At 68.9% G+C, this 23,647-nt stretch carries 23 protein-coding genes and 2 tRNA genes; 17 read left to right on the plus strand and 8 right to left on the minus strand.

Annotated elements, in window-relative coordinates; translation table 11 throughout:
* Positions 1-125: 125 nt before the first annotated feature.
* The 5 genes from C9E82_RS16455 to C9E82_RS16475 all read right to left on the minus strand — a co-directional run bounded on the left by C9E82_RS16455 (position 126) and on the right by C9E82_RS16475 (position 5,455).
* Complete coding sequence (locus tag C9E82_RS16455; protein ID WP_244936035.1) at positions 126-1,361, minus strand: Hint domain-containing protein; 1,236 nt, start codon at positions 1,359-1,361, stop codon at positions 126-128.
* Positions 1,362-1,678: 317 nt separating this feature from the next.
* Positions 1,679-2,812 (minus strand): N-acetylglucosamine-6-phosphate deacetylase, encoded by a 1,134-nt coding sequence (gene nagA / locus C9E82_RS16460; RefSeq protein WP_119899254.1) that lies wholly within the window; start codon positions 2,810-2,812, stop codon positions 1,679-1,681.
* The gene (locus tag C9E82_RS16465; protein ID WP_119899256.1) at positions 2,812-3,837 is read right to left on the minus strand and encodes an SIS domain-containing protein; all 1,026 of its coding nucleotides are present in this window, start codon (positions 3,835-3,837) and stop codon (positions 2,812-2,814) included. Before C9E82_RS16465 ends, nagA begins: the two co-directional genes overlap by 1 nt.
* Positions 3,834-4,619, minus strand: coding sequence for a GntR family transcriptional regulator (locus C9E82_RS16470; RefSeq protein ID WP_119899258.1), 786 nt, complete (start codon positions 4,617-4,619; stop codon positions 3,834-3,836). Before C9E82_RS16470 ends, C9E82_RS16465 begins: the two co-directional genes overlap by 4 nt.
* Positions 4,616-5,455, minus strand: coding sequence for a glucosamine kinase nucleotide-binding domain-containing protein (locus C9E82_RS16475; RefSeq protein WP_119899260.1), 840 nt, complete (start codon positions 5,453-5,455; stop codon positions 4,616-4,618). The genes C9E82_RS16470 and C9E82_RS16475 overlap by 4 nt, the downstream gene beginning before the upstream one ends.
* Positions 5,456-5,608: 153 nt before the next feature.
* Here C9E82_RS16475 and C9E82_RS16480 point away from each other — a divergent pair, with 153 nt between their 5' ends.
* The 15 genes from C9E82_RS16480 (at position 5,609) to C9E82_RS16550 (ending at position 20,470) form a co-directional block, all read left to right on the plus strand.
* On the plus strand, positions 5,609-6,490 hold the full coding sequence (locus C9E82_RS16480) for an N-acetylmuramic acid 6-phosphate etherase (protein ID WP_119899262.1): 882 nt from the start codon (positions 5,609-5,611) through the stop codon (positions 6,488-6,490).
* Positions 6,491-6,543: 53 nt separating this feature from the next.
* Positions 6,544-7,803: an ABC transporter substrate-binding protein gene (locus C9E82_RS16485; RefSeq protein ID WP_119899264.1), complete on the plus strand. Its 1,260-nt coding sequence runs from the start codon at positions 6,544-6,546 to the stop codon at positions 7,801-7,803.
* A 149-nt stretch (positions 7,804-7,952) separates the two neighbouring features.
* Positions 7,953-8,870: a carbohydrate ABC transporter permease gene (locus C9E82_RS16490; protein ID WP_119900433.1), complete on the plus strand. Its 918-nt coding sequence runs from the start codon at positions 7,953-7,955 to the stop codon at positions 8,868-8,870.
* Between the two features lie 9 nt (positions 8,871-8,879).
* Complete coding sequence (locus C9E82_RS16495; RefSeq protein WP_119900432.1) at positions 8,880-9,716, plus strand: carbohydrate ABC transporter permease; 837 nt, start codon at positions 8,880-8,882, stop codon at positions 9,714-9,716.
* Positions 9,713-10,735 carry a Gfo/Idh/MocA family protein gene (locus tag C9E82_RS16500; protein WP_183154100.1) on the plus strand — a complete coding sequence of 341 codons (1,023 nt, stop codon included), beginning with the start codon at positions 9,713-9,715 and terminating at the stop codon, positions 10,733-10,735. The genes C9E82_RS16495 and C9E82_RS16500 overlap by 4 nt, the downstream gene beginning before the upstream one ends.
* Before the next feature lie 12 nt (positions 10,736-10,747).
* Complete coding sequence (locus C9E82_RS16505) at positions 10,748-11,761, plus strand: ABC transporter ATP-binding protein (protein WP_119900431.1); 1,014 nt, start codon at positions 10,748-10,750, stop codon at positions 11,759-11,761.
* 211 nt (positions 11,762-11,972) lie between these two features.
* Positions 11,973-12,584 carry a GNAT family N-acetyltransferase gene (locus C9E82_RS16510; protein WP_119900430.1) on the plus strand — a complete coding sequence of 204 codons (612 nt, stop codon included), beginning with the start codon at positions 11,973-11,975 and terminating at the stop codon, positions 12,582-12,584.
* A 78-nt stretch (positions 12,585-12,662) separates the two neighbouring features.
* Positions 12,663-12,739, plus strand: a tRNA-Pro gene (locus tag C9E82_RS16515).
* 177 nt (positions 12,740-12,916) lie between these two features.
* On the plus strand, positions 12,917-13,357 hold the full coding sequence (locus tag C9E82_RS16520; RefSeq protein ID WP_119900429.1) for a hypothetical protein: 441 nt from the start codon (positions 12,917-12,919) through the stop codon (positions 13,355-13,357).
* Positions 13,358-13,685: 328 nt separating this feature from the next.
* Entirely contained in the window at positions 13,686-15,284 is a 1,599-nt protein-coding gene (locus C9E82_RS16525) for an ABC transporter substrate-binding protein (protein ID WP_119900428.1), read from the plus strand.
* 135 nt (positions 15,285-15,419) lie between these two features.
* The gene (locus C9E82_RS16530) at positions 15,420-16,412 is read left to right on the plus strand and encodes an ABC transporter permease (RefSeq protein ID WP_119900434.1); all 993 of its coding nucleotides are present in this window, start codon (positions 15,420-15,422) and stop codon (positions 16,410-16,412) included.
* A complete protein-coding gene (nikC, locus tag C9E82_RS16535) occupies positions 16,409-17,326 on the plus strand; it encodes a nickel transporter permease (RefSeq protein ID WP_119900427.1) in 918 nt (305 codons plus the stop codon). The genes C9E82_RS16530 and nikC overlap by 4 nt, the downstream gene beginning before the upstream one ends.
* The gene (locus C9E82_RS16540; RefSeq protein WP_119900426.1) at positions 17,323-18,177 is read left to right on the plus strand and encodes an ABC transporter ATP-binding protein; all 855 of its coding nucleotides are present in this window, start codon (positions 17,323-17,325) and stop codon (positions 18,175-18,177) included. The genes nikC and C9E82_RS16540 overlap by 4 nt, the downstream gene beginning before the upstream one ends.
* 78 nt (positions 18,178-18,255) lie before the next feature.
* Positions 18,256-19,008, plus strand: coding sequence for an ABC transporter ATP-binding protein (locus C9E82_RS16545; RefSeq protein WP_119900425.1), 753 nt, complete (start codon positions 18,256-18,258; stop codon positions 19,006-19,008).
* Between the two features lie 289 nt (positions 19,009-19,297).
* Positions 19,298-20,470: an AI-2E family transporter gene (locus tag C9E82_RS16550; RefSeq protein ID WP_119900424.1), complete on the plus strand. Its 1,173-nt coding sequence runs from the start codon at positions 19,298-19,300 to the stop codon at positions 20,468-20,470.
* 37 nt (positions 20,471-20,507) lie between these two features.
* Here C9E82_RS16550 and C9E82_RS16555 read toward each other — a convergent pair.
* A tRNA-Ile gene (locus C9E82_RS16555) sits at positions 20,508-20,583 on the minus strand.
* Between the two features lie 112 nt (positions 20,584-20,695).
* On the opposite strand from C9E82_RS16555, the gene purM reads away from it, so the two are divergent.
* Together purM and purN are read left to right on the plus strand one after the other, a co-directional pair.
* A complete protein-coding gene (purM, locus tag C9E82_RS16560; RefSeq protein WP_119900423.1) occupies positions 20,696-21,736 on the plus strand; it encodes a phosphoribosylformylglycinamidine cyclo-ligase in 1,041 nt (346 codons plus the stop codon).
* Positions 21,733-22,320, plus strand: a complete 588-nt coding sequence (purN, locus tag C9E82_RS16565) for a phosphoribosylglycinamide formyltransferase (protein WP_119900422.1) — start codon at positions 21,733-21,735, stop codon at positions 22,318-22,320. The genes purM and purN overlap by 4 nt, the downstream gene beginning before the upstream one ends.
* A gap of 29 nt (positions 22,321-22,349) precedes the next feature.
* Here the strand turns inward: purN and C9E82_RS16570 are convergent, their stop codons facing one another.
* Together C9E82_RS16570 and C9E82_RS16575 are read right to left on the minus strand one after the other, a co-directional pair.
* A complete protein-coding gene (locus C9E82_RS16570; RefSeq protein WP_119900421.1) occupies positions 22,350-22,964 on the minus strand; it encodes a LysE family translocator in 615 nt (204 codons plus the stop codon).
* A gap of 80 nt (positions 22,965-23,044) precedes the next feature.
* Positions 23,045-23,647, minus strand: coding sequence for a thiamine phosphate synthase (locus C9E82_RS16575; RefSeq protein WP_119900420.1), 603 nt, complete (start codon positions 23,645-23,647; stop codon positions 23,045-23,047).

Below are 23,647 nucleotides of genomic sequence, written 5' to 3' on the forward strand. Positions count from 1 at the left end.
GACCATACCGGGCCTGCGGGTCGAGTTCAATCGCCGCGCCATGCCCGGCCCGAGGCCCGAAAGCAGTCCGGCCCGCCAGGACAGGCGGGCCGGACCATGACCGGAGTGGTGAGGGAAGCAGGTGGTTACATGACCAGGGATTTGCCGTGCTGCAGGTGCCGCACGGCCAGCTTGCGCGCCTGGCGCCCCGAGGGCAGAAGGCGCGCCGCTTGCGGTTCGTCTTCGGTCTCCGCAAGCGTCGGGAACAGCGCGAAGATCTCCTCCCGCGCTGCCTTGCCCACACCGGCCAGCGCCTGCGGGCCGGTATAGAGCGATTCGGTTTCGGCACCGTTGGAATAGACCACCTCGTGCCGGTCGAAGAGGATGTGGAAATAGTCCACCGTCTCCAGATCGTCGGCGATCTCGATGCCGTCCAGTTGCAGCAACTGCTTGGCCGCGACCAGCACCTCGGCGGTCGAGAACATGCGCTGCGCGATCCGCGACCGGACCAGGATGCGGTGCTGGGGCGAGACCAGCAGGTCGGCCGAGGGCGTGCCCGTGCCAAGCGCGCCGGCGCGGATCCGGATCGGGCGCAGGTTGGGCTTGGCGGCCAGCCCCGCGCGGCCCAGCTTGCGGCTGCCGATCCAGCGGATGGGCTGCAGGCCGTTGTCGCGGGTGCGCACCAGGTCGCCGACCTTCAGATCCTCGACCGCGACGGGGCCCGAGGCGGTCTCGATCAGCGTGCCGCGGGTGAAGCAGGGGACCACGTCGTCGGGGTCAAGCTCCAGCGTGCCTTCGGGGTCGAATTCGAGGGTGACGATGGCGAGGTCGAGCGCGGACTGAATGGTGTTTTGGGCTCCGCGAATTGCCGCAGCCGGAACCGCGCCAAGAATGGGTCCCAGGGTACTTTCGACCTGATCGGCAAGCTGATTGGCAATTTCGGAAATCGGAGCCGTCACCGTAAATGGCTGGCCTGCGACGGTGATCGTCGCAGTCACGCCCAGCCGCGCCGCCGAAAGCTCGTCGTCGGTGATCATGTAGACGCCATCATCCGGGCCTTGCATCAGATGGCCGCTGACGGGATTGACCTGAAGGCCCAGCTGGGCGACGCCCGGAATGCCAACCGTTGCGGCTGCGGTACTGAGCGTTGCTTCGCCGAGATAGGTGCCGCCCGAAAAGACCGGATCGTCATTTTCGTCGACCAGCGACATGTTGTCGCCCTGGGACAGCGTGGTTCCGTCGTCGCCACCCAGAACGCCGTACCGCGTGAACTCTTCGGATGGTCCGAAGAGGTTGACGATCTGCGTGCTGGGCAACGTGACGAGCGTCAGGTCGGCGCCAACTTCCAGAACCGCGTTCGGAATCTCGGTATAATGTGGCATACTGTCCCCTTTGTCTTGAGCCGGCCTCGCGAACGGAAAGCCGCACAATGGCAATGAAATTGGGAACTGCCGTTAACGTAATCTGAAACCACAACACACCGTAAGGGCGTATTGGCGAATCCCATATGCACGTTATGCGTGTAAAATGACGCTGGGGCAAACAAATTTATGTGCCATGGCAACGGGAAAGAGATTTTTCATGCAGGAACCGGCGGCGGTGATGCGGGAATGGTCTCTGACCGCGATCCGGGCAGGATCGCGGGCCGCGAGGGGCGCAGGCGCGGCGACGGGGTTTGCCGCCGCGCCCCGCCGTCCGGTCAGTCGCGCGCCGGGTTCAGCCAGCCTTCGCCCGACCAGACGTCCAGCAGCCGGTAATCGCCGTCCAGCAGCACCATCTGGGCGGCATGGCCGGGGGCAAGCCGGCCGAAGCGGTGGTCCTGGCCCAGCAGCCGCGCCGGCTCGGCGCTGGCCATGGCGAGGGCGCGTTCGGGGGCCAGGCCCACCAGGCGGACCAGGTTGCCCACCGCCTCGGCCAGGGTCAGGTCGGCCCCCGCCAGCGTGCCGTCCTCCAGCGTCAGGCGGCCGTCATGGCGCAGCACGCGTCGCCCGTTCAGCGGCATCTCGGTCAGCTCGGTGCCGGCGAAGGCCATGCAGTCGGTCACCAGGAAGATCCCCGAATCCCGCGCCGCCAACGCCACCCGCATCGCGGCGGGATGGACATGGATGCCGTCGGCGATCAGCCCGGCATGGCCCTCGCCGGCCAGCACCGCGCCGACCAGGCCGGGCTGGCGGTGGCCCATCTGGCTCATGGCGTTGAACAGATGCGTGGCGCAGCGCGCGCCGGCCGCGAAAGCCGCGCGGGCGGTGTCCAGATCGCAATCGCTGTGGCCCAGGCTGACGATGGCGCCGGCCTGCGACAGGGCGGCGATCTGCGCCGGCGTCGCGGCCTCGGGCGCCAGCGTCACCATCAGCGCGGGCAGGCGGCGGGCGGCCTCGCACAGGCGCGCCAGGTCGTCCTGGCCCATCGGGCGGATCAGCGCCGGATCATGGGCGCCCTTGCGGCGCGGGTCCAGATGCGGCCCCTCCAGGTGCAGGCCCAGGAAGCCGGGCACATCCGCTTGCGCCGCCGCGATTCCGGCGGCGACGACCTGCGCGGTGGCCTGGGGGGTGTCGGTGATCAGCGTGGGCAGGATGCCTGCCGCGCCCAGGCGGCGATGGGTGGCGCAGAGATGGCGCAGGGCGGCCAGGTCGGTGGTCCCGTCGACCATCGCCCCGCCGCCGCCATTGACCTGCAAGTCCAGGAAGGCGGGGGCCAGAAGCCCCTCCAGCAGCGCCTCCTCGGGGCGGGCGGGGCGCAGGGCGCGGATCCGGCCATCCTCGATCTCGACCGCGTGATCGGCCAGGATGCGGTTCCCGTCGAACAGGCGCCTTGCGGCGATGACCTGATGCATCACACCGTCTCCGTCACCTTGCGCAGATGCGGCGGGGTGTCGGGGTCGAAGCCGCGCCGCCGGGCCAGCGATTCGACCATGGCATAGAAGCTGCCGACCAGCACCAGCGGCGCAACCAGCGGATGCAGGCCGGAAACCGAGGGCAGGCGGGTGGCGCCGGGCGCATCGGCGCCGGTCACGAAGACATCCGCGCCCTGCGCCGCCAGCCTTTCGGCCGTGGCGGTCAGTTGCGGCAGGGCGGCATCCTCGACCCCCAGGGCCAGGACCGGGAACTGCGCCTGGACGATCGCGGCGGGGCCGTGCAGCACCTCGGCGGCGCTGTAGGCCTCGGCATGGATGCCCGAGGTCTCCTTGAACTTCAGCGCCGCCTCCGAGGCGATGGCGATGGCCGGGCCGCGGCCCAGCACGAAGGCCTGCTGCGCCCGCGACAGGCGCGCGGCAAGGGGCGACCAGTCCAGCGCCACTCCTTGCGCGAAGGCGTCGGGCAGGGCGGCCACGGCCTCCTGCAGCGCCTGGTCCCGCCGCCATTCCGCCAGCAGCGCCAGCCCCGCCACGACCGAATTCACGAAGGTCTTGGTGGCGGCGACGCTTTTCTCCTCGCCCGCCAGCAGCGCCAGGCAATGGGCCGAGGCCTGGGCCATCGGGCTGTCGGCATGGTTGGTGACGGCGATGGTCAGCGCGCCGCCTTCGCCCGCCGCGCGCATCATCCGGGCGATGTCCGGGCTGCGGCCGGATTGCGAGACGCCGATGCTGGCCGCGCCCGCCAGCCGCAGCGGGCGGCCATAGATCGAGGCGATGGAGGGGCCGACCGAGGCCACGGGAATGCCCGCCTGAAGCTCGATCGCGTATTTCACATAGGTCGCCGCGTGGTCCGAGGAACCGCGCGCGACGGTGGTGATCACCGCGGGATCGGTGCGGCGCAGGGCATCGGCGGCCTGGGCCAGCGCATCGCGCGACTGGCCCAGGAAGCGGGCCACCGCCTGCGGGATCTCGGCCACTTCGCGGGCCATTTGACTGTCGGTCATGGGGCTATCCTTTCGGCAGCATTGTCCTGGTTCTGCGGGGCCAGCTTCAATTCGACGGCGAAGTCATAGGCATCGCCGCGATAGAGCGAGCGGGTGAATTCGACGACCTGCCCGGACGGCAGGTAGGAGACGCGCTCGATCCTCAGGCCGGCGACGCCGGTGGGCACGCCCAGCAATTCGGCGTCGCGCGGGCCAAGGTTGGCGGCCGAGATGCGCTGGACGGCGCGGACGGGCCGGCTGCCGCGCGCTTCCAGCACGGCATAGAGCGAGGCCTCGACCGCCTCGGGATCGGGCAGCAGGGCGGCGGGCAGCGAGGCGCGCTCGATCGCCAGGGGCACGCCGTCGGAGCTGCGCACCCGCTCCAGCCGCGCCACGCGGTCCCCGGCGCCGAGGCCGAGCGCCATCACCTCCTCGGGGGCGGGGGCGTGCAGGCCGCGGGCGATCCAGCGGCTTTCGACCCGGCGGCCGCGCCGGGCCATGTCCTCGGTGAAGGAGGTCAGCAGCGACAGCGCCTGTTCCAGCCGCTCGACCCGCGGCGCGACGAAGGTGCCCGAGCCGCGCTTCTGGACCAGCTGCCCCGAGGCGACCAGCGCCTCGACCCCCTTGCGGACGGTGACGCGCGACAGGCCGGTCATCGCCGCCATGTCGCGTTCCGGCGGCAGGCTGTCGCCCGGCTTCAGCCGCCCCGAGGCGATGGCCTCGGCGATCAGCCGGTGCAGCTGCACATAGAGCGGGCCGGCGCCGCTCTCCTCGAAATCGGCGGGGGTGAACAGGTCGCTCATGCCGGCGCCTCCATCTGCCGGGCCATGGCCAGCGCGCCGTCGACGCCGCTGCCAAGCGGCTGGCGCAGCGGCCAGGGACCGTCCAGCCGCGCCGCGTAATGCGGCCCCAGCCCGCCCAGGAACACCACCGGCAGGTTCCGCCCCGCCTGCAGCACGGTCAGGACGTGGCGGACATAGCCAACCGCCTCGTCGAAGATGCGGCGGGCGGCGGGGTCGTCGCTGCCCAGGATCCGCGGCGCGAAGGCGCCGAAATCGGCGGGCGCGGCGCGGTTGCCGAAAGAGATGATGCCCTCGGCCCCGCCAAGCTCGGCCAGGATGTCTTCAAGCAGCGGCGTCATCGGCGCGAAGCCGTCGCCGGCGCGCATCGCCTCGGCCAGCAGGCTGCGGCCCAGGACGGCGCCGCTGCCCTCGTCCCCCAGCAGGAAGCCGCGCCCGCCGAACTGGCGCACCTCGCCGTCCAGTTGCCGCGCGAAGACCGAGCCGGTGCCGAGCGCGGCCAGGATGCCGTCGTCTTCCCCCAGCGCGCCGCGCGCGGCGGTCACCGCGTCATTGACGATGCGGGTGCGGGCGAAGGGCAGCAGCGCGTCCAGCCGCGCGCTGGCGGCGCGGATCGTGCCCCCGGCAAGGCCCAGCACGGCGACCAGGTCGGAAAGCGCGGCCCCGCTGCCGGCCAGCGCCGATCCGGTCGCGGCCAGGATGTTGCGCGCGGCCAGTTCGGTATCCGTGTTGATATTGGCCGGCCCGCCCTCGCCACGCCCCAGGATGCGGCCGTCGCGGTCGCAGACCGCCGCCCGGCACCCGGTTCCGCCGCCATCGATTCCCAGAAAAAGCACCATGTGGCCTCCTTGCCCGGTAAGCATACCAAAGCAATACCAAAAGAAAAGGGCAAAGTGACAATCGCCGCATAATGGACCGTTTTCAGGCGTGTCTACAAAGGGGGTTTACAATTGGTATTAGTTTGGCATTATCGGTTGAAACAGGGGAATCACATGACCGTCCGACCGACCGAAGCCAGGCATTCCGATTCCGCAGGGCTGCACGCCCAGCCCGCCGCGCAGGTCCAGGCGGTCCTGCTGGAGGCGCAGGTCGCCGCCCTTGGCTCGATCCCGCCCGCCGCGCAGGCGATCGCGGATGCGGCCGAGGCGGGGGCGCGGGCCTTGCTGGGCGGCGGGCGGATGGGCTATGCGGGCGCGGGCAGTTCCGGGCTGATGGCGATGGCCGACTGCCTGGAGCTGTCGGGCACCTTCGGCCTGCCGCCCGAGCGCACGCCGATGCTGTTCGCGGGCGGGGCGGCGGCGCTTCTGCACATGAAGGGCAGCGTCGAGGACGATGCCGAGAGCGCGGCTGAGGATGTCGCGCGGGCCGGGCTGGGGCAGGGCGACCTGCTGCTGGTGCTGTCGGCCTCGGGGACGACGCCCTATGCACTGGCGGCGGCGCGGGCCGCGCAGGCGCGCGGGGTGACGGTCGCGGGCTTCGCCAATGTCGCGGGCGTGCCGCTGCTGGAGCTGGCCGATATCCCGGTGCTGCTGGATACCGGGGCCGAGGTGGTCGCGGGCTCGACCCGGATGGGGGCGGCGACGGCGCAGAAGGTGGCGCTGAACATGCTGTCGGTGCTGGTCGCGATCCGGCTGGGCCATGTCCATGACGGCCACATGGTCAACCTGGTCGCCGACAATGCCAAGCTGATCGACCGCGCGGCGCGGATCGTGGCCGATGTCGCGCAGGTGCCGCGACCGATGGCCGAGGCGGCGCTGGTCGCCACCGACGGCGCGGTCAAGCCCGCCATCCTGGTGGCGCGCGGCATGGACCCGGCCGAGGCCGCCGCCGCGCTGAGCGAAACCGGCGGCCACCTGGCGCCGCTGGTCGACTGACCGGATTTCAACCGAAGGGCCGCCAAAAGGCCCGCACAGACAGGGAGACGACCATGACCCGAAGCCTGAGCCTTGCATTGCTGGCAAGCACCGCCCTTGGCGGCGCCGCCGCCGCGCAGGACGTGACGCTGACCATCGAGAGCTGGCGCAATGACGACCTGCAGATCTGGCAGGAGGTCATCATCCCCGCCTTCGAGGCCGACCATCCCGGCATCCGCATCAATTTCGCGCCCTCGGCCCCGGCGGAATACAATGCGGTGCTGAATTCCAAGCTGGATGCGGGCTCGGCGGGCGACCTGATCACCTGCCGGCCCTTCGACGCCTCGCTGGAGCTGTTCAACAAGGGCCAGCTGGCCGACCTGTCGGACCTGGCGGCGATGGAGAACTTCTCGGACGTGGCGAAATCCGCCTGGCAGACCGACGACGGCAGCGCCACCTTCTGCGTGCCGATGGCCTCGGTCATCCACGGCTTCATCTACAACCGCACCGCCTTCGAGGAGCTGGGGCTGGAGCCGCCGGCGACCGAGGAGGAGTTCTTCGCGCTTCTGGACCGCATCAAGGAGGACGGCAGCTATATCCCGATGGCCATGGGCACCGCCGACCAGTGGGAGGCCGCGACCATGGGCTATCAGAACATCGGCCCGAACTACTGGAAGGGCGAGGAGGGCCGCAAGGCGCTGATCGAGGGCAGCGCGAGCCTGACCGACGAGGGCTGGGTGGCGCCGTTCCGCCAGCTGGCGCGCTGGAAGGACTATCTGGGCGACGGGTTCGAGGCGCAGACCTATCCCGACAGCCAGAACCTGTTCACGCTTGGCCGCGCCGCGATCTATCCGGCCGGAAGCTGGGAGATCGGCGTCTTCGGCCCGCAGATCGACGGCGCCTTCGAGATGGGCGCCTTCCCGCCGCCCGTCCCGGCCGAGGGCGATACCTGCCATATCAGCGACCATACCGACATCGCGCTGGGGCTGAACGCGGCCTCGGCCAATGCCGAAGCCGCGCGGAGCTTCCTGGAATGGGTCGGCTCGCCCGAATTCGCGACGCTTTACGCCAATGCCCTGCCGGGCTTCTTCTCGCTGAACGCGACGCCGGTCGAGATGGAGAACCCGCTGGCGCAGGAATTCGTCAGCTGGCGGGAAAGCTGCGAGCCGACGATCCGGTCCACCTATCAGATCCTGTCGCGCGGCACGCCGAACCTGGAGAACGAGACCTGGAACGCTAGCGCCAATGTCGTGAACGGGACCGAGACGCCTGAGGCGGCGGCCGAGCGGCTGCAGGAGGGGCTGGCCTCGTGGTACGCGCCGCAGCAGCAGTGAGCGGCTGACCTGCCGGGCCTGGCGGCCCGGCGAAGGCCGGGGGGCTGCCTGCCCCCCGGACCCCCCGGGGATATTTTCGCCAAGATGAAAAGCCGGGGGTTTTCCCGAGGATGACAGCCGGGGGGTGCCCCGAGATGAAAGGAGGCGTCATGGCGCGGAGGAAGGCGTTTCGCTGGCATATCGCGGTGTTTCTGGCGCCGGCGGTGCTTGTCTATACGGCGATCATGATCGTGCCGCTGATCGGCACGCTGAACCTGTCGCTGTTCGGCCTGGTCGAGGGCAGCCGGGTCTTCGTCGGGTTGCGGAACTTCGCCATCCTGTTCGGCGATCCGCGCTGGTCGGCGGCCTTCTGGAACGCGCTTGGCAACAATGCCTGGTTCTTCCTGGTCCACATGCTGGTCCAGAATCCGGTCGGCATCCTGCTGGCGGCGCTGCTGTCCTCGCCGCGGCTGCGCATGGCGGCCTTCTATCGCACGGCGATCTTCGTGCCGACGATCCTGTCCTTCGTCATCGTCGGTTTCGTCTGGAAGCTGATCCTGTCGCCGATCTGGGGGATCGCGCCGAACATGCTGGACGCGGTCGGGCTGCGGGGGCTGTTCGCGCCCTGGCTGGGACGCGAGGAATATGCGCTGACCACGCTGGCGCTGATCTCGGTCTGGCAATTCGTGGGCATTCCGATGATGCTGATCTATGCGGCGCTGCTGTCGATCCCCGACGAGGTGATCGAGGCGGCCGAGATGGACGGCGTGACCGGCTGGTCGCAGTTCTGGAAGATCAAGCTGCCGCTGATCCTGCCCTCGATCGGGATCATCTCGGTTCTGACCTTCGTCGGCAATTTCAACGCCTTCGACCTGGTCTATGTCAGCCAGGGGGCGCTGGCGGGGCCGAATTACGCGACCGACATCCTGGGGACCTTCCTCTACCGGACCTTCTTCGGCTTCCAGTTGCAGCTGGGCGATCCGCATATGGGGGCGACCATCGCCACCGCCATGTTCGGCATCATCCTTGTCGGCGTCTGCATCTACCTGTTCGCCATCCAGACGCGGCTGCGCCGCTATCAGTTCTGAGGTGCCCCGATGAGTGCCCGCCATTCCACCGCCCGCAGCATCGCCGCCCACGCGATCCTGATCCTCTATACGGTGATCGCGCTGTTTCCGGTCTTCGTGATCGTCGTCAACAGCCTGAAGTCGCGCCGGGCGATCTTTGCCGAGCCGCTGGCCCTGCCGACGCGCGAGACCTTCGACCTGGTCGGCTATCGCACCGTCCTGGCGCAGGGGGATTTCCTGCAATATTTCCAGAACTCGATGATCGTCACCTGCGCCAGCCTGTTCTTCGTGCTGCTGTTCGGCGCGATGGCGGCCTTCGCGCTGTCGGAATACCGTTTTCGCGGCAATGCGCTGATGGGCCTCTACCTGGCGCTTGGCATCATGATCCCGATCCGGCTGGGCACGGTGGCGATCCTGCAGATGATGGTCGCCTCGGGGCTGGTCAACACGCTGACGGCGCTGATCCTGGTCTATACCGCGCAGGGCCTGCCGCTGGCCGTGTTCATCCTGTCGGAATTCATGCGCGGCGTCTCGGACGACCTGAAGAACGCCGGCCGCATCGACGGGCTGAGCGAATACACGATCTTCTTCCGCCTCGTGCTGCCGCTGGTGCGCCCGGCCATGGCGACGGTGGCGGTCTTCACCATGATCCCGATCTGGAACGACCTGTGGTTCCCGCTAATCCTGGCGCCCTCCGAGGCGACCAAGACCATCACCCTGGGCAGCCAGGTCTTCATCGGGCAGTTCGTCACCAACTGGAACGCGGTTCTGGCGGCGCTGGGGCTGGCCATCGTGCCGGTGCTGATCCTCTATCTGATCTTCTCGCGCCAGCTGATCCGCGGCATCACCGCAGGAGCCGTCAAATGATCCGCACCCTTGTCATCGGGCTGGGCCAGATGGGCATCAGCCATGCCCTGGCCTGCCATGCCGATCCGGCCTTCGAAATCGTCGGCCTGGTCAACCGCAGCACGCCCGACCTGCCCGACGCGCTGCGGGCCTATCCGCTGAGCCACGACTATGCCGAGGCGCTGGCCCGCCTGAAGCCCGATCTGGTGGTGATCGCCACCTATTCCGACAGCCATGCCGATTACGCCGTGGCGGCGATGCGGGCCGGGGCGCATGTCTTCGTCGAAAAGCCGCTGGCGACCACGGTGGCGGATGCCCGGCGGGTGGTGGATTGCGCGCAGGCCACCGGCCGCAAGCTGGTCGTGGGCTATATCCTGCGCCACCATCCCAGCTGGCAGCGCCTGATCGCCGAGGCCCGCGGGCTTGGCGGCCCCTGGGTGTTCCGGCTGAACCTGAACCAGCAATCCAGCGGCCCCAGCTGGGAGATCCACAAGGCGCTGATGCGGACCACGCCGCCGATCGTCGATTGCGGCGTCCATTATGTCGACGTGATGTGCCAGATCACCGATGCCGCCCCGGTCGAGGTGCGCGGCATGGGCCTGCGCCTCTCGGACGAGATCGCGCCCGAGATGTACAATTACGGCCATTTCCAGGTGCTGTTCGCGGATGGCTCGGTCGGCTGGTACGAGGCGGGCTGGGGGCCGATGATGTCGGACACCGCCTTCTTCGTGAAGGACGTGGTCAGCCCCAATGGCGCGGTCTCGATCCGGATGCCGGACAGCGCGCGCTCGGACGACATCGACACGCATACCAAGACCTCGACCCTGCGCATCCATCGCGTGGGGCAGGGGCAGCGGGACCTGTCCATGGCCAGCGAGCCCGGCCACCAGCAGCTTTGCGACACGCAGGCCGCCTTCATGGCCCGCGCCATCGTCGAGAACCTGGACCTGACGCGGCACATGATCGACGCGCTGCGTTCGCTGGCGGTCTGCCTGGCCGCGGATGAGAGCGTGCGCACGGGCGCGCCGGTGAAACTGTAAAGGAGGCGCCACGTGGGAGCCCTGACCCTGTCCAATGTCACCAAGAGCTTCGGCGCCACCGAGGTGATCGCCGGCGTCGACCTGAATGTCGAGCATGGCGAGTTCTGCGTCTTCGTCGGCCCCTCGGGCTGCGGGAAATCGACGCTTTTGCGGATGATCGCGGGGCTGGAGGATGTCAGCTCGGGCGAGGTCGCCATCGACGGCGCGCGGATCAACGAGCTGGCCCCGGCGAAGCGCGAGATCGCGATGGTGTTCCAGTCCTACGCGCTCTATCCGCATCTGACGGTGCGCGACAACATGGGGCTGGCGCTGAAACAGGCGGGCACGCCCAGGGCCGAGATCGCGGCGGCGACCGGGAAGGCCGCGCAGATGCTGGGGCTGGAGCCGCTGATGGCGCGGCGCCCGGCGGAACTGTCGGGCGGCCAGCGCCAGCGCGTCGCCATCGGCCGCGCCATCGTGCGCCGCCCGAAGCTGTTCCTGTTCGACGAGCCGCTGTCGAACCTGGACGCGGCCCTGCGCGTGGCCACCCGGATCGAGATCGCGCGGCTGCATCGCGAACTGGGCGCGACGATGATCTATGTCACCCATGACCAGGTCGAGGCGATGACCCTGGCCGACAAGATCGTCGTGCTGCGCGCCGGCCGGGTCGAGCAGGTGGGCCGGCCGATGGACCTCTACAACGATCCCGGCAATACCTTCGTCGCCGGCTTCATCGGCAGCCCGCAGATGAATTTCCTGAAGGCGGGGTCCCTGGGGCTGCGTTCGGACCTGATGGGCATCCGCCCCGAGCATCTGGCGATCTCGGCCGAGGCGGGGCAGATCGGGGGCCAGATCGAGGGGCGGATCAGCCATGTCGAGAAGCTGGGCGGCGAGACGCTGGTCTATGTGCTGACCGAGGACCACGGCCTGCTGACCGTGCGCCTGTTCGGAGAGCATGACTATGCGGTCGACGCGACGGTCTGGCTCAGCCCCGACCCGGCGCGTGCCTTCCATTTCGACGCGGACGGGTTGCGGCTGCGCGGCTAGGCTCACCGAAACGTGCAGATCCGGTGAGCGATCTGCAACGCATTGAAATACGCTTGGAAAATTTGCGACGCTGCGTCCCGGTCCGTGGTCCGGGGGCGCGTTGCGATTGACGGGATCGGGCGGCGATCCTAGATTTGCTGCGGTGCAGCATGATGCCGGTCCTGGGGCCGGGCTGCGCGGCGGTTACTTGGGGAACGGGCGGGAACGGGCCATGTTCGGATTGCGTCAGGGCGGCTTTTTCGGGGATTCGGTCAGCGCGACCCTGTTCCCGCAGACCAGCGGCGGGGGTGTCCGCCTGCGCGGCCTGAATGCACGGGACTGGCGCCAGCACGCCGATCACCTGCAGCGCCTGACGCCCGAGGATCGCCGCGCCCGCTTCCATTCCGCCATCGGCGATGCCGCGATCCAGGGCTATGCCCGCCACATGGACTGGCGCCGGGCCTTCGTCTTCGGCGTCTTCGTGCGCGGCACCCTGCGCGCGGTGGGCGAACTGATCCCGATGGACGATCCGGAACGCGCCACCCAGCGCGCCGAGGTCTCGGTCTCGGTCGAGCGGCCCTATCAGCAATCCGGTTTCGGCAAGATGCTGATGCTGGCGATGTTCCTTGCCGCCCGCAAGCTGGGCATCCGGCGGCTGCACATGCTGTGGCACAGCGACAACGAGCGGATGCGGGCGCTGGCGCGCGATGTCGGCGCCAGGACCCGCTGCCTGGGCGGGGTGATGGAGGGCGTGGTCATGCTGCCCGGCCACGACATGCCGCCCCGGATGGCGGCGGCGGCGGCGGCGGATGCGCCCGCGGCGGATGCGCCGGGGCCGGCCTGATCGCCGCGACCCTTTCGGCCCGCCGCCGCCGCAAGCGGGCTTCCCTCCGCCCCGGCGATCCGCTAAGAGCGCCTGTGTCGGGGCGTAGCGCAGCCTGGTAGCGCGACGGTTTTGGGTACCGTAGGTCGGAGGTTCGAATCCTCTCGCCCCGACCATCTTTCCCCTGTCCCGGCATCGCGGCTTGCACCCTGCCTCCGCTGCCCGCCCGTCCTTCGCTCACGCCAGTGATCGCGATGATGTGTGCTGCCGGGGCCTGCATTTGCAGGAACAAGCCCGCGCCTCTGGGGTTGGGTGTCGTGCATATCGCACCAAGACCGACAGGAGGAGGAATCATGTCCCTGAAAGCTTTCGCTTCACCCTTTGCCATCGCGGCGGCGACCGCCGTCACCTTCGGCACCGCCGCGCTTGGCCAGACCATGGTCGGCACGCAAGAGATCTCGGACGCCGACCTTCCGGCCGTGACCGAGCATTGCGCCACGCTGGCCGGCGGCGCGGACGCAAGCGTCGATCCCGGCGCCGGCAATGCCGACGCGGATGCCGCCGCCCCGGATGCGCCTGCCACGGATGACACGATGGACAGCGCCGTGCCGACCGACGGCACCGAAGGCAATGCCGATGCCGACGACGCGGCCACGATGACCGATACCGACGTGCCGGCCGACAGCGCCGAGGGCGCGGACGGCAATGCCGATGCCGACGGCTTCTCGGGCCTTGATCTGGAGGCGATCACCCTGGCGGATTGCGAGGCGGCCGGCCTTGTGACCGCGGAATAACGGGAGTCGTCTACTACAGGGAGGTTCCGGGCCGCGGAGACGCGCGGCCCGGCAGCATCTGGCCGAGGAAAGTGATCGGCTCTGTGATCCAGATCACTCATGGCGGCCGGTTTCCGGGTAATCTGACTCTCACCGATTTTGTAACGAGTTGCCGGGCGGATGATCTCCGCCCGGCTTTCCTTTGTCGTGCCCCGGCCTGTCCCTGCCGGAGATCACGACGCGGCGACCGAAATTCCCGGCGGGCTTGCCAGCCGAACGCAGTTGCGCCAACCTGCACGTCATGCAACCCCGCCGAAGCGGGGGTGGAAACGACTCACAGGGAAAATCCATGAAACACTTGCTGACCCCGCGCGCGATCCTTCTGGCCTCGGCGCTGGCCGTCGCGCCCGCCGCTTATGCCGAGACGCCCGCCGACACGCTGGTCATCGCCCATACGATCGACGACATCATCAGCCTCGATCCCGCGCAGAGCTTCGAGTTCTCGGGCAATGACGTGAACCAGAACACCTATGACCGGCTGGTCGATTTCGACCCGCTGGATCCCGATGCCGGCTTCAAGCCCAGCCTTGCCGAAAGCTGGGAGGTGGCCGAGGACGGCATGTCCATCACCCTGAAGATGCGCGAGGGGGTGAGCTTCCATTCCGGCAATCCGGTCCGGGCCGAGGATGCCGCCTGGTCGCTGCAGCGCGCGGTCAAGCTGAACCTGACCCCGGCCTTCATCCTGACCCAGTTCGGCTTCACGCCGGAAAATGTCGAGGAGAAGATCACCTTCGACGACACCAGCCTGACCTTGCACCTGGACAAGCCCTATGCGCCGACCTTCGTGCTGAACTGCCTGGCCGCCAATATCGCCAGCGTGGTCGACAAGGAAGCCGTGCTGCCGCATGTCGAGGGCGAGGATCACGGCAATGCCTGGCTGTCGACCAATGCCGCGGGCTCGGGCCCCTACCTGCTGGCCGCCTGGCGCCCGAACGAGGCGGTGCAGTTCACCGCCCATGACGATTACTGGCAGGGCGCGCCGGCGATGAAGCGGGTGATCGTGCGCAACGTCGCCGAATCCAGCGCGCAGCGGCTGCTGCTGGAACAGGGCGACATCGACGTGGCGCGCAACCTGTCGCCGACCGACGTGGATTCGATCCGCAATGTCGAGGGGATCAGGATCCAGGACGAGCCGCGCGGCCGGATCCTCTACATGGGCCTGAACCAGAAGGACGAGGTCCTGTCGAACCCGGCCGTCATCGAGGCGATGAAGCATCTGGTCGATTACCAGGGCATCGCGGACAGCTTCCTCAAGGGCATGTTCGTCCCCCACCAGACCTTCCTGCCCAAGGGCTATCTGGGCGTGCTGGAGGACCAGCCCTGGACCTATGACCTCGAAAAGGCCAAGGCGCTGATCGAGGAAGCCGGGCTGGCGGGCAGCACCATCACCACCCGGGTCCGCGACCTGCGCGAATATACCGACGTGGCCCAGGCGCTGCAGGCCAGCATGGCCGAGGCCGGGCTGACGCTGAACATCGAGCAGATGACCGGCGCGCAGGTCCTGGACGCCTATCGCGCGCGCGAGGTGCCGATCTTCATCGGCGAATGGGGCCCGGACTATTCCGACCCGAACACCAATGCCGCGACCTTCGCCTATAATCCGGACAACAGCGACGAGGCGCAGGCGACCGGCCTTCTGGCCTGGCGCAACGCCTATGCCGTCCCCGACGAGATGAACGAGGCGACCGTCGCCGCGACGCTGGAACAGGATGCCGATACCCGCGCCCAGATGTATCTCGACATCCAGAAGCAATACCAGGCCGAGGCGCCGATCGTGCCGATGTTCCAGCGCATCGAGCCCACCGGCCTGCGCGACAACGTGCAGAACTGGTTCTCGGGCCGCGCGGTCAGCTCGGTCATGTATCGCCAGGTCACCAAGGGCGAATAGACCTTGGCTGTGACCGATACCGGCGCGGTTGCGGGGCAGGGACCACAAGGAGGGGGGCCGGCGGGGCAGGGACCCGGCGCGCCCCCACCTCCGGGCCGCCCCGGCCGCAACGCCGCCCGCCGCCGCGCCCGCAGCATCGGCGGCACGCTTCTGTCGCTGGCGCTGACGCTGCTGGGGCTGCTGCTGGTCACCTTCATCATCGGCCGCGTCATGCCGATCGACCCGGTGCTGAAGGTGGTGGGCGACCGCGCCACCCAGGCGCAATACGAGGCCGCCTGGCGCGCGATGGGGCTGGACCAGCCGCTCTACGTCCAGTTCTGGCGCTATATCGGCGACGTGCTGACCGGCGATTTCGGCCGCTCGATCTCGACCGGCCAGCCGGTGGTCAACGACATCCGGCGCGTCTTTCCGGCGACATTCGAGCTGGCCACGCTCGGCACGCTGATCGGCGTCTTCATCGGCGTGCCGCTGGGGGTGGTCGCGGCGGCGCGGCGCGGCGGCATCATCGACCAGATCGCCCGCGTGGTGGCGCTGGTGGGCTATTCCATGCCGATCTTCTGGCTGGGGCTGATGGGCCTGCTGGTCTTCTACGGCATCCTGGGCTGGGTCGGCGGGCCGGGCCGGCAGGGCATCATCTATGACGGCATGGTGCCCCATGTCACCGGGCTGATCCTGGTCGATTCGCTGATCGCGGGCGACTGGGGCGCCTTCCGGGACGCCTTCAGCCACATCATCCTGCCCGCCAGCCTGCTGGGCTATTACAGCCTGGCCTATATCAGCCGCATGACCCGCAGCTTCATGCTGGAGCAGCTGTCCTCGGAATACATCACCACCGCGCGCGTCAAGGGCCTGTCGGAACGGGCGGTGATCTGGCGCCACGCCTTCCGCAACATCTCGGTGCCGCTGATCACGGTGATCGCGCTCAGCTTCGGCTCGCTGCTGGAGGGCTCGGTGCTGACCGAGATCATCTTCAGCTGGCCGGGCCTGGGGCAATACATCACCAAGGCGCTGCTGTCGGGCGACATGAACGCGGTGCTGGGCGGCACGGTGGTCGTCGGCACCTGCTTCGTCGCCCTGAACCTGTTCAGCGATCTTCTGTATCGCGTGCTGGACCCGAGGTCGAAATGAACCAGACCCTGCCGCAATCCCGACGCGAATGGCTGCTTTCCGACGCGCCGCAGACCCGCCGGCAGGCGCGGCTGGGGGCGATCTATCAGGGCTGGCTGACGTTTCGTTCGAACAAGCTGGCGATGCTGGGGCTGATCGTGCTGGTCCTGCTGATCGGCATGGCGATCCTGGCGCCCTGGCTTTCGCCGCAAAGCCCGTTCAGCCAGAACCTGGCCGGCCGGCTGCAGCCACCCTCGGCCGCGCATTGGCTGGGCACCGACCACCTGGGCCGGGACATCCTGTCGCGGCTGATCCACGGCTCGCGCATCACGCTGTTCATCGTCGGCACCGTGGCGCTGATCGCGCCGGTGATCGGGCTGTTCATCGGCACGGTGGCGGGATTCGCCGGCGGCTGGGTCGACCAGGTGCTGATGCGGATCACCGACATCTTCCTGGCCTTCCCCAAGCTGATCCTGGCGCTGGCCTTCGTCGCGGCGCTCGGCCCCAGCATCGGCAACGCGGTCCTGGCGCTGGCCCTGACCGCCTGGCCGCCCTATGCAAGGCTGGCGCGCGCCGAGACGCTGACCATCCGCAATGCCGACTATATCGCCGCCGCCCGGCTGCAGGGCGCGGGGCCGATGCGGCTTCTGATCCGGCATATCTGGCCGCTCTGCATCTCGTCGCTGATCGTGCGGGTGGCGCTGGACATGGCCGGCATCATCCTGTCGGCGGCGGGGCTGGGTTTCCTCGGCCTCGGCGCGCAGCCGCCGATGCCGGAATGGGGGGCGATGATCTCGGACGGGCGCACCTATATCCTCGATTTCTGGTGGGTCGCGGCGATGCCGGGCATCGCGATCTTCATCGTCTCGATGGCCTTCAACCTCTTGGGCGACGGGCTGCGCGACGTGCTGGACCCGAAGGGGGGCAGGCAATGAGCCCGCCGCTTCTCTCGATCCGCGACCTGCGCGTCAGCTTCCCCACCCGCCAGGGCATCTTCGAGGCCGTGCGCGGCGTCAGCTTCGATCTCGGCCGCGAAAGGCTGGGGGTGGTCGGCGAATCGGGCTCGGGCAAGTCGATGACCGGCCGCGCGATCCTCGGCCTCGTTCGCCCGCCCGGCCGGGTGACGGCCGAACGGATGCAGCTCGACGGCCAGTCGATCCTGAACCTGCCGGAGCGGCGGATGCGCAAGATCCGCGGCAGCCGGATCAGCATGGTGATGCAGGACCCGAAATTCAGCCTCAACCCGGTCATGACCGTCGGCGCGCAGATCATCGAGGCCTATCGCCTCCATGCCGGCGGCGCGAAGGCCGAGGCGCGGCGCAAGGCGCTGGAGATGCTGCAAGCGGTGCAGATCCGCGATCCCGAACGGGTGATGGGTGCCTATCCGCACCAGGTCTCGGGCGGGATGGGCCAGCGCATCATGATCGCGATGATGCTGGCCCCGGACCCGCAGATCCTGATCGCGGACGAACCCACCTCGGCGCTGGACGTCTCGGTCCGCACCGAGGTGCTGAACATCATGGACCGGCTGGTGCGCGACCGCGGCATGGGGCTGATCTTCATCAGCCATGACCTGAACCTCGTCGCGCAGTTCTGCGACCGGGTGCTGATCATGTATGCCGGCCGCATCGTCGAGACGCTTCCCGCCCAGGACCTGCACCGCGCCCGCCACCCCTATACCCAGGGCCTGCTGAACAGCCTGCCGCGGCTCGACGCGCCCGTGGCCCGCCTGCCGGTCCTGCACCGCCAGGACAGCTGGCGCGACGACCTTCCGGAGGGCCTCTGACATGCCCCTGCTTTGGTCCTCAAATATCCTCCAGGGGGTGCGGGGGATGGAAAATCCCCCGCTGCGACGGTGCCGCCCATGCTGAATGTCGAGAACCTGGACGTCTGGTTCGGCCACGACCCCGACCGGGTGGCGGCGGTGACATCGGCCGCCTTCAGTGTCGCGCCGGGCGAAAGCTTCGGGCTGGTGGGCGAATCCGGCTCGGGAAAGTCGACGATCCTGCGTGCCATCGCCGGGCTGATCGACAGCTGGTCCGGCCGGATCGAGGTCGCCGGGAAACCCGTCGCCGGCAGCCGCCGCGACCGGGCCTTCTACAAGACCGTGCAGATGGTCTTCCAGGACCCCTATGCCAGCCTGCATCCGCGCCATTCCGTCGATGCGGTCCTGTCCGAGACGCTGCGCCTGCAGGGCATGGGCGACATCGACCGCCGCATCACCCGGCTCCTCGACGATGTGGGCCTGGGCCGCGGCTTCCGCTTCCGCTATCCGCACCAGCTGTCGGGCGGCCAGCGCCAGCGCGTCGCCATCGCCCGCGCTCTCGCGGCCGAGCCGCGCCTGCTGCTTCTGGACGAGCCGACCAGCGCCCTGGATGTCAGCGTCCAGGCCGAGATCCTGAACCTGCTTGCCGACCTGCGCGCCGAACACGGGCTGACCTATGTGATGGTCAGCCACGACCTGGCGGTGATCGGCCACATGTGCGAGCGGCTGGCGGTCATGCAGCAGGGCCGCATCCTGGAAATCATGAGCGCCGATGCCCTGCGCCGCGGCGCGGGCGATGATCCCTATACCCGCCGGCTGATCGCGGCCTCGGCCGGCTATTCGCGCGCATGACCCCTTCGCCGGCTGCCCGCGGCGGGCAGAACGCGGGGGATGACCGGAAGATTCGCGCGTTTCAGGTTGACGCGGAACTTTCCGCCCCCACTATGGCCGGGCCGGTGGTGGCGGGGTCGCGGATGCGGCGCTGTCGCCCGGCCTGGAAATCTTCGGCGCGGATGCCCGTGGCCGGCAATCGTCGCCTCTGGCAGGGATGGACTTCGGAATCGTGAATGCCGGCCGATTGCACCATTCCGCAGCTTGCCCAAGGATGTCAGGATAGGCGGCGGCAACAGCACGAGAGACGATGAGCGACGCGCAGAACAGCCCGGCCGGAACCGCCGGTCCCGACGAAAGCCACGGTCCCCTCGCGCCCTCGGCGCGCCCCCGGAGTCCCCGGCCCCTGGTCACGGATATTTCCGCGGCGCGCTGGCTGCTGTTCGGCGTCCTCGCGGCCTCGATCTATTTCTTCCACGGCTTCCTGATCCCGATCCTTGCCGCCACGATCATCGCGGTGGCCAGCTGGCCGCTCCGGGCGCGGCTGGTGGCCGAGACCGGCATCGGCCCGACCGCCGCCGCCGCCGTGCTGGTCCTGGCGATCATGTGCCTGCTGGTGGTGCCGCTGTCGCTGGCCCTGCTCTATGCCATCGCCGAGCTGCAAAGCTGGGTGGTCTGGGCGATCGAGGTCAACAGCCTCGGCGCGCCGGCCCCGGAATGGATGCGCGAGATCCCCCGCGCCGGGGCCTGGCTGGACGAGCAGTGGAGCACCTATATCGGCCGGCCCGGCGCGATCAGCGAGCTGATCCACGCCATCAGCGGCTCCAGCATCGCCTCGGTCTATCGCGGCGTGCTGACCGCGGGGGCGATCACCTTCCACGTCGCGCTGAACATCCTGTTCACGCTGGTGGCGCTGTTCGTCTTCTATCGCGACGGCGAAAAGATCGTCGCCCAGGTGGACCGCGCGGGCAAGCGGATCCTGGCCGGCAGGTGGCAGCGCCTGTCGCGGGTGGTTCCGGCCACGATCAGCGCCACGGTCACCGGCATGACGCTGATCGCCATCGGCGAGGGGGTGATCCTGGGCGTCGCCTACTGGATCGCCGGCGTGCCCTCCCCCATCGTCTTCGGCGTCATCACCGGCGTCCTGGCCCTGATCCCCGGCGGCGCCCCGCTGTCCTTCTCGCTGATCTCCATCTACCTGGTGTTCAGCGGCTCGGTCTTCGCGGGGGTGGGGCTGTTTCTCTGGGGCGCGATCGAGCTGTTCATCGTCGACAAGACCATCCGCCCGATGCTGGTCGGAGGCCCGGTCAAGCTGCCCTTCCTGCCGACCTTCTTCGGGCTGATCGGCGGCGTGAAGACGATGGGCATCGTCGGCCTGTTCGTCGGCCCGGTGCTGATGGCGCTCCTGGTCTCGATCTGGCGCGAATGGCAGCGCGAAATCGCCGAGGCCGAGGGCGAGATCCTCCCCTCGCCCAAGCCCTGACCGCCATTTCCGGGCCGGTTCGCCGTGGGGGATGGTTTGGTAGGCCCGGAGGGACTCGAACCCCCAACCAAGGCGTTATGAGCGCCCTGCTCTGACCATTGAGCTACAGGCCCGCGCGGTGGTTTCTGCGTAATGGGCCGCAAGGCGGGGGTCAAGCGCGCTGTGGCGTTGCCTGCGCGCGCCGCTTGGGCTATCGGGGGCCGCAGATCACAGCCGGGGGCCGCCATGACGAAGAACGGGATCAGTTATCGGGACGCAGGCGTCGATATCGACGCCGGCAATGCGCTGGTCGAACGGATCAAGCCGGCCGCCGCCGCCACCGCCCGGCCGGGGGTGATGGACGCGCTCGGCGGTTTCGGCGCGCTGTTCGACCTGCGCGCGGCGGGCTATGACGATCCGGTGCTGGTCGCCGCGACCGACGGGGTGGGCACCAAGCTGCGCATCGCCATCGATACCGGCCACCTGGACGGCATCGGCCAGGACCTGGTCGCCATGTGCGTGAACGACCTGGTCTGCCAGGGCGCCGAGCCGCTGTTCTTCCTCGACTATTTCGCCACCGGCAAGCTCAGCGTCGATGAGGGCGCGCGCGTCGTCGAAGGCATCGCGCGGGGCTGCCGCCAGGCCGGCTGCGCCCTGATCGGCGGCGAGACGGCCGAGATGCCCGGCATGTATCACGACGGCGATTTCGACCTGGCGGGCTTTGCCGTCGGCGCCATGCAGCGCGGCACGGCGCTGCCCCGCGGCGTGACCGATGGCGACGTGCTCTTGGGCCTCGCTTCGGACGGGGTGCATTCCAACGGCTATTCGCTGGTGCGCAAGGTGGCCGAACGCGCCGGCCTCGGCTGGGACGCGGATTCGCCCTTCGGCGCGGGCGCGCTGGGGCAGGGGCTGCTGGCGCCGACGCGGCTCTATGTGAAGCCCGCTCTGGCCGCGATCCGGGCGGGCGGGGTCCATGCGCTGGCCCATGTCACCGGCGGCGGCATCACCGAGAACCTGCCGCGCGTCCTGCCCGAAGGGCTGGGCGCCCGGATCGACCTGTCCGCATGGCGGCTGCCCCCGGTCTTCGGCTGGCTGGCCCGGGCGGGCGGCATCGACCAGGCCGAGATGCTGAAGACCTTCAACTGCGGCATCGGCATGATCCTGGCCGTGGCCACTGATCGCGCCGAGGCGCTGGAAGCCCTGCTGGCCGACCAGGGCGAGATCGTCCACCGCATCGGCCAGGTGACGGCCGGCGAAGGCGTGCGCTACAGCGGGACGCTTGCGTGAAACGCGTCGCCATCCTGATCTCCGGCGGCGGCTCGAACATGCTGCGGCTGGTGGAAAGCATGACCGGCGATCACCCGGCGCGGCCGGTCCTGGTGGCCTCGAACGACCCGCAGGCGGCCGGGCTCGCGCGCGCGGCCGGGCTCGGCGTGCCGACCGCCGCCGTCAGCCACCGCGACTTTCCCCGCGACCGCGCCGGCTTCGAAGCCGCGCTGCTGGAGCCGCTGCTGGCGGCCCGGCCCGACATCATCTGCCTCGCCGGCTTCATGCGCATCCTGACCGCCGGCTTCGTGCGCCGCTTCGAAGGCCGGATGCTGAACATCCACCCTTCTCTGTTGCCCAAATACCCCGGCCTCGACACCCATGCCCGCGCCATCGCCGCGGGGGACGCGCAGGCCGGCGCGACGGTGCATCTGGTCACGCCGGAGCTGGATTCGGGCCCGATCCTCGGCCAGGCACGGGTCCCGATCCTGCCCGGCGACACGCCCGAGACCCTGGCCGCGCGCGTGCTGGCGCAGGAGCATCGGCTCTATCCGGAAGTGCTGCGACGCTTCGCGGCAGGGGAGAATGGCGTCCTGGAGCTCTAGCTGGGCGTGGCTTGGTGCCCCGCAGCACACTAACGTGTTGCCGCCATCAGGCCGCTTCCACCGAGGAGGCACGAGCCGCCCAGGTAGCCCATTCTCTTCCGTGCCCTGAGGCTTTGAAGGCGGGCGCTGACCCGTGCTGCCAGCAGAGCATACCCACCAAGCACGAGGGCGACAACCAAAGTGGAAGTCGCCATGAGGATCATGAACTGGGGAAGTTGCGGGGCGGTAGGCTCAATGAATTGGGCAAGAAACGCCATGTAGAACATGATGGCTTTCGGATTGAGGACACCGGTCAGGAAGCCGGCACCGAGGCTTCCCCGGGTGGAAGAAGTGCTGGTGGGTTTGACTTCCAGCAGGTTGCGCGCCGCCCGGATCTGCATGATGCCCAGCCAAGCCATATAGATGACGCCTGCCCATTTCAGCGCCATGAAGGCGATGCTGGACGACGCCAGCAGCAGACCAAGCCCCAGATAGGATGCCGTCATGACGACCATACCTCCGGCAAGGTCGCCCATGATGCAGGCAAAGGCGGCTCTGGTTCCACGAGACAGGGATTGCCCGATCACCATGAACACGCTGGGGCCGGGAATGATCGAGATCACGGCATAGGCGATCACATAGGCGATCCAGTTCTCGAACGGCATCAGGTGGTGTCCATCCCGTCTTGCGGCATCAGAGGGTGTCGCGCTTCAAGTCGCAAGTTTATCCCCTCACCCCTCGCGCCTCACCCCCACAACCCCGCCAGCGCGGCGACCGGGTCTTCCTGGCCCCAGATCTCGGGGCCGATGGCGATGAAGTCCGAGACCGGCGACAGCCCGGCGATCAGCTCGCGGCTCAGCGCGCCCTCGGCGACGACCGGCACCTCGATCATCTCGGACCACCACTGGAACAGCTCCAGCGGCGCCGGGGTGCCGCGACCCAGCGCGGTGTCGCCCACCGGGCCGAAGCTGACGTAATCCGCACCGGCCTCGGCCGCGTTGATCCCCTCGTGGCGCGAGGACCCGCAAAAGGCGCCGACGATGGCATCCGCGCCCAGCTCCTTGCGCGCCGCCCGGACGCCGCGCGCGCCGTCGGTCAGATGCACCCCGTCCAGCCCGTGCCGCTGCGCCAGCCGCACATGGTCGTCGATCACCACGGCAACGTCGCGCCCATGGGCGATCTCGCGTGCCAGGTCGGCCAGCCGGCCCAGTTCCTCCTCCTCGGCGCCGCCGCGGATGCGCAGGCAAGCGGGGGGAAAGCGGTCCATGACCTCGGACAGCAGGGGCCCCAGGGCCGAGGCCAGCGCGCCGGCGGGGGTCATCAGGTAAAGCTGCGGGGCGTCGGTCAT

The organism is Paracoccus sigandri (assembly GCF_003709565.1).
In the GTDB taxonomy this organism is placed as follows: Bacteria; Pseudomonadota; Alphaproteobacteria; order Rhodobacterales; family Rhodobacteraceae; genus Paracoccus; species Paracoccus siganidrum.

Bases quoted from the DNA above. Each gene is read 5' to 3' on its own strand.
- C9E82_RS16510 (WP_119900430.1), top strand. From the start codon at position 11,973: ATGTTCGGATTGCGTCAGGGCGGCTTTTTCGGGGATTCGGTCAGCGCG.
- C9E82_RS16455 (WP_244936035.1), bottom strand. From the start codon at position 1,361: ATGCCACATTATACCGAGATTCCGAACGCGGTTCTGGAAGTTGGCGCC.
- purM (WP_119900423.1), top strand. From the start codon at position 20,696: ATGACGAAGAACGGGATCAGTTATCGGGACGCAGGCGTCGATATCGAC.
- C9E82_RS16500 (WP_183154100.1), top strand. From the start codon at position 9,713: ATGATCCGCACCCTTGTCATCGGGCTGGGCCAGATGGGCATCAGCCAT.
- C9E82_RS16525 (WP_119900428.1), top strand. From the start codon at position 13,686: ATGAAACACTTGCTGACCCCGCGCGCGATCCTTCTGGCCTCGGCGCTG.
- C9E82_RS16470 (WP_119899258.1), bottom strand. From the start codon at position 4,619: ATGAGCGACCTGTTCACCCCCGCCGATTTCGAGGAGAGCGGCGCCGGC.
- C9E82_RS16465 (WP_119899256.1), bottom strand. From the start codon at position 3,837: ATGACCGACAGTCAAATGGCCCGCGAAGTGGCCGAGATCCCGCAGGCG.
- C9E82_RS16540 (WP_119900426.1), top strand. From the start codon at position 17,323: ATGAGCCCGCCGCTTCTCTCGATCCGCGACCTGCGCGTCAGCTTCCCC.
- C9E82_RS16575 (WP_119900420.1), bottom strand. From the start codon at position 23,647: ATGACCGACGCCCCGCAGCTTTACCTGATGACCCCCGCCGGCGCGCTG.
- C9E82_RS16475 (WP_119899260.1), bottom strand. From the start codon at position 5,455: ATGGTGCTTTTTCTGGGAATCGATGGCGGCGGAACCGGGTGCCGGGCG.
- C9E82_RS16570 (WP_119900421.1), bottom strand. From the start codon at position 22,964: ATGCCGTTCGAGAACTGGATCGCCTATGTGATCGCCTATGCCGTGATC.
- C9E82_RS16480 (WP_119899262.1), top strand. From the start codon at position 5,609: ATGACCGTCCGACCGACCGAAGCCAGGCATTCCGATTCCGCAGGGCTG.
- nagA (WP_119899254.1), bottom strand. From the start codon at position 2,812: ATGCATCAGGTCATCGCCGCAAGGCGCCTGTTCGACGGGAACCGCATC.
- C9E82_RS16550 (WP_119900424.1), top strand. From the start codon at position 19,298: ATGAGCGACGCGCAGAACAGCCCGGCCGGAACCGCCGGTCCCGACGAA.
- C9E82_RS16485 (WP_119899264.1), top strand. From the start codon at position 6,544: ATGACCCGAAGCCTGAGCCTTGCATTGCTGGCAAGCACCGCCCTTGGC.
- C9E82_RS16490 (WP_119900433.1), top strand. From the start codon at position 7,953: ATGGCGCGGAGGAAGGCGTTTCGCTGGCATATCGCGGTGTTTCTGGCG.
- nikC (WP_119900427.1), top strand. From the start codon at position 16,409: ATGAACCAGACCCTGCCGCAATCCCGACGCGAATGGCTGCTTTCCGAC.
- C9E82_RS16520 (WP_119900429.1), top strand. From the start codon at position 12,917: ATGTCCCTGAAAGCTTTCGCTTCACCCTTTGCCATCGCGGCGGCGACC.
- C9E82_RS16545 (WP_119900425.1), top strand. From the start codon at position 18,256: ATGCTGAATGTCGAGAACCTGGACGTCTGGTTCGGCCACGACCCCGAC.
- C9E82_RS16495 (WP_119900432.1), top strand. From the start codon at position 8,880: ATGAGTGCCCGCCATTCCACCGCCCGCAGCATCGCCGCCCACGCGATC.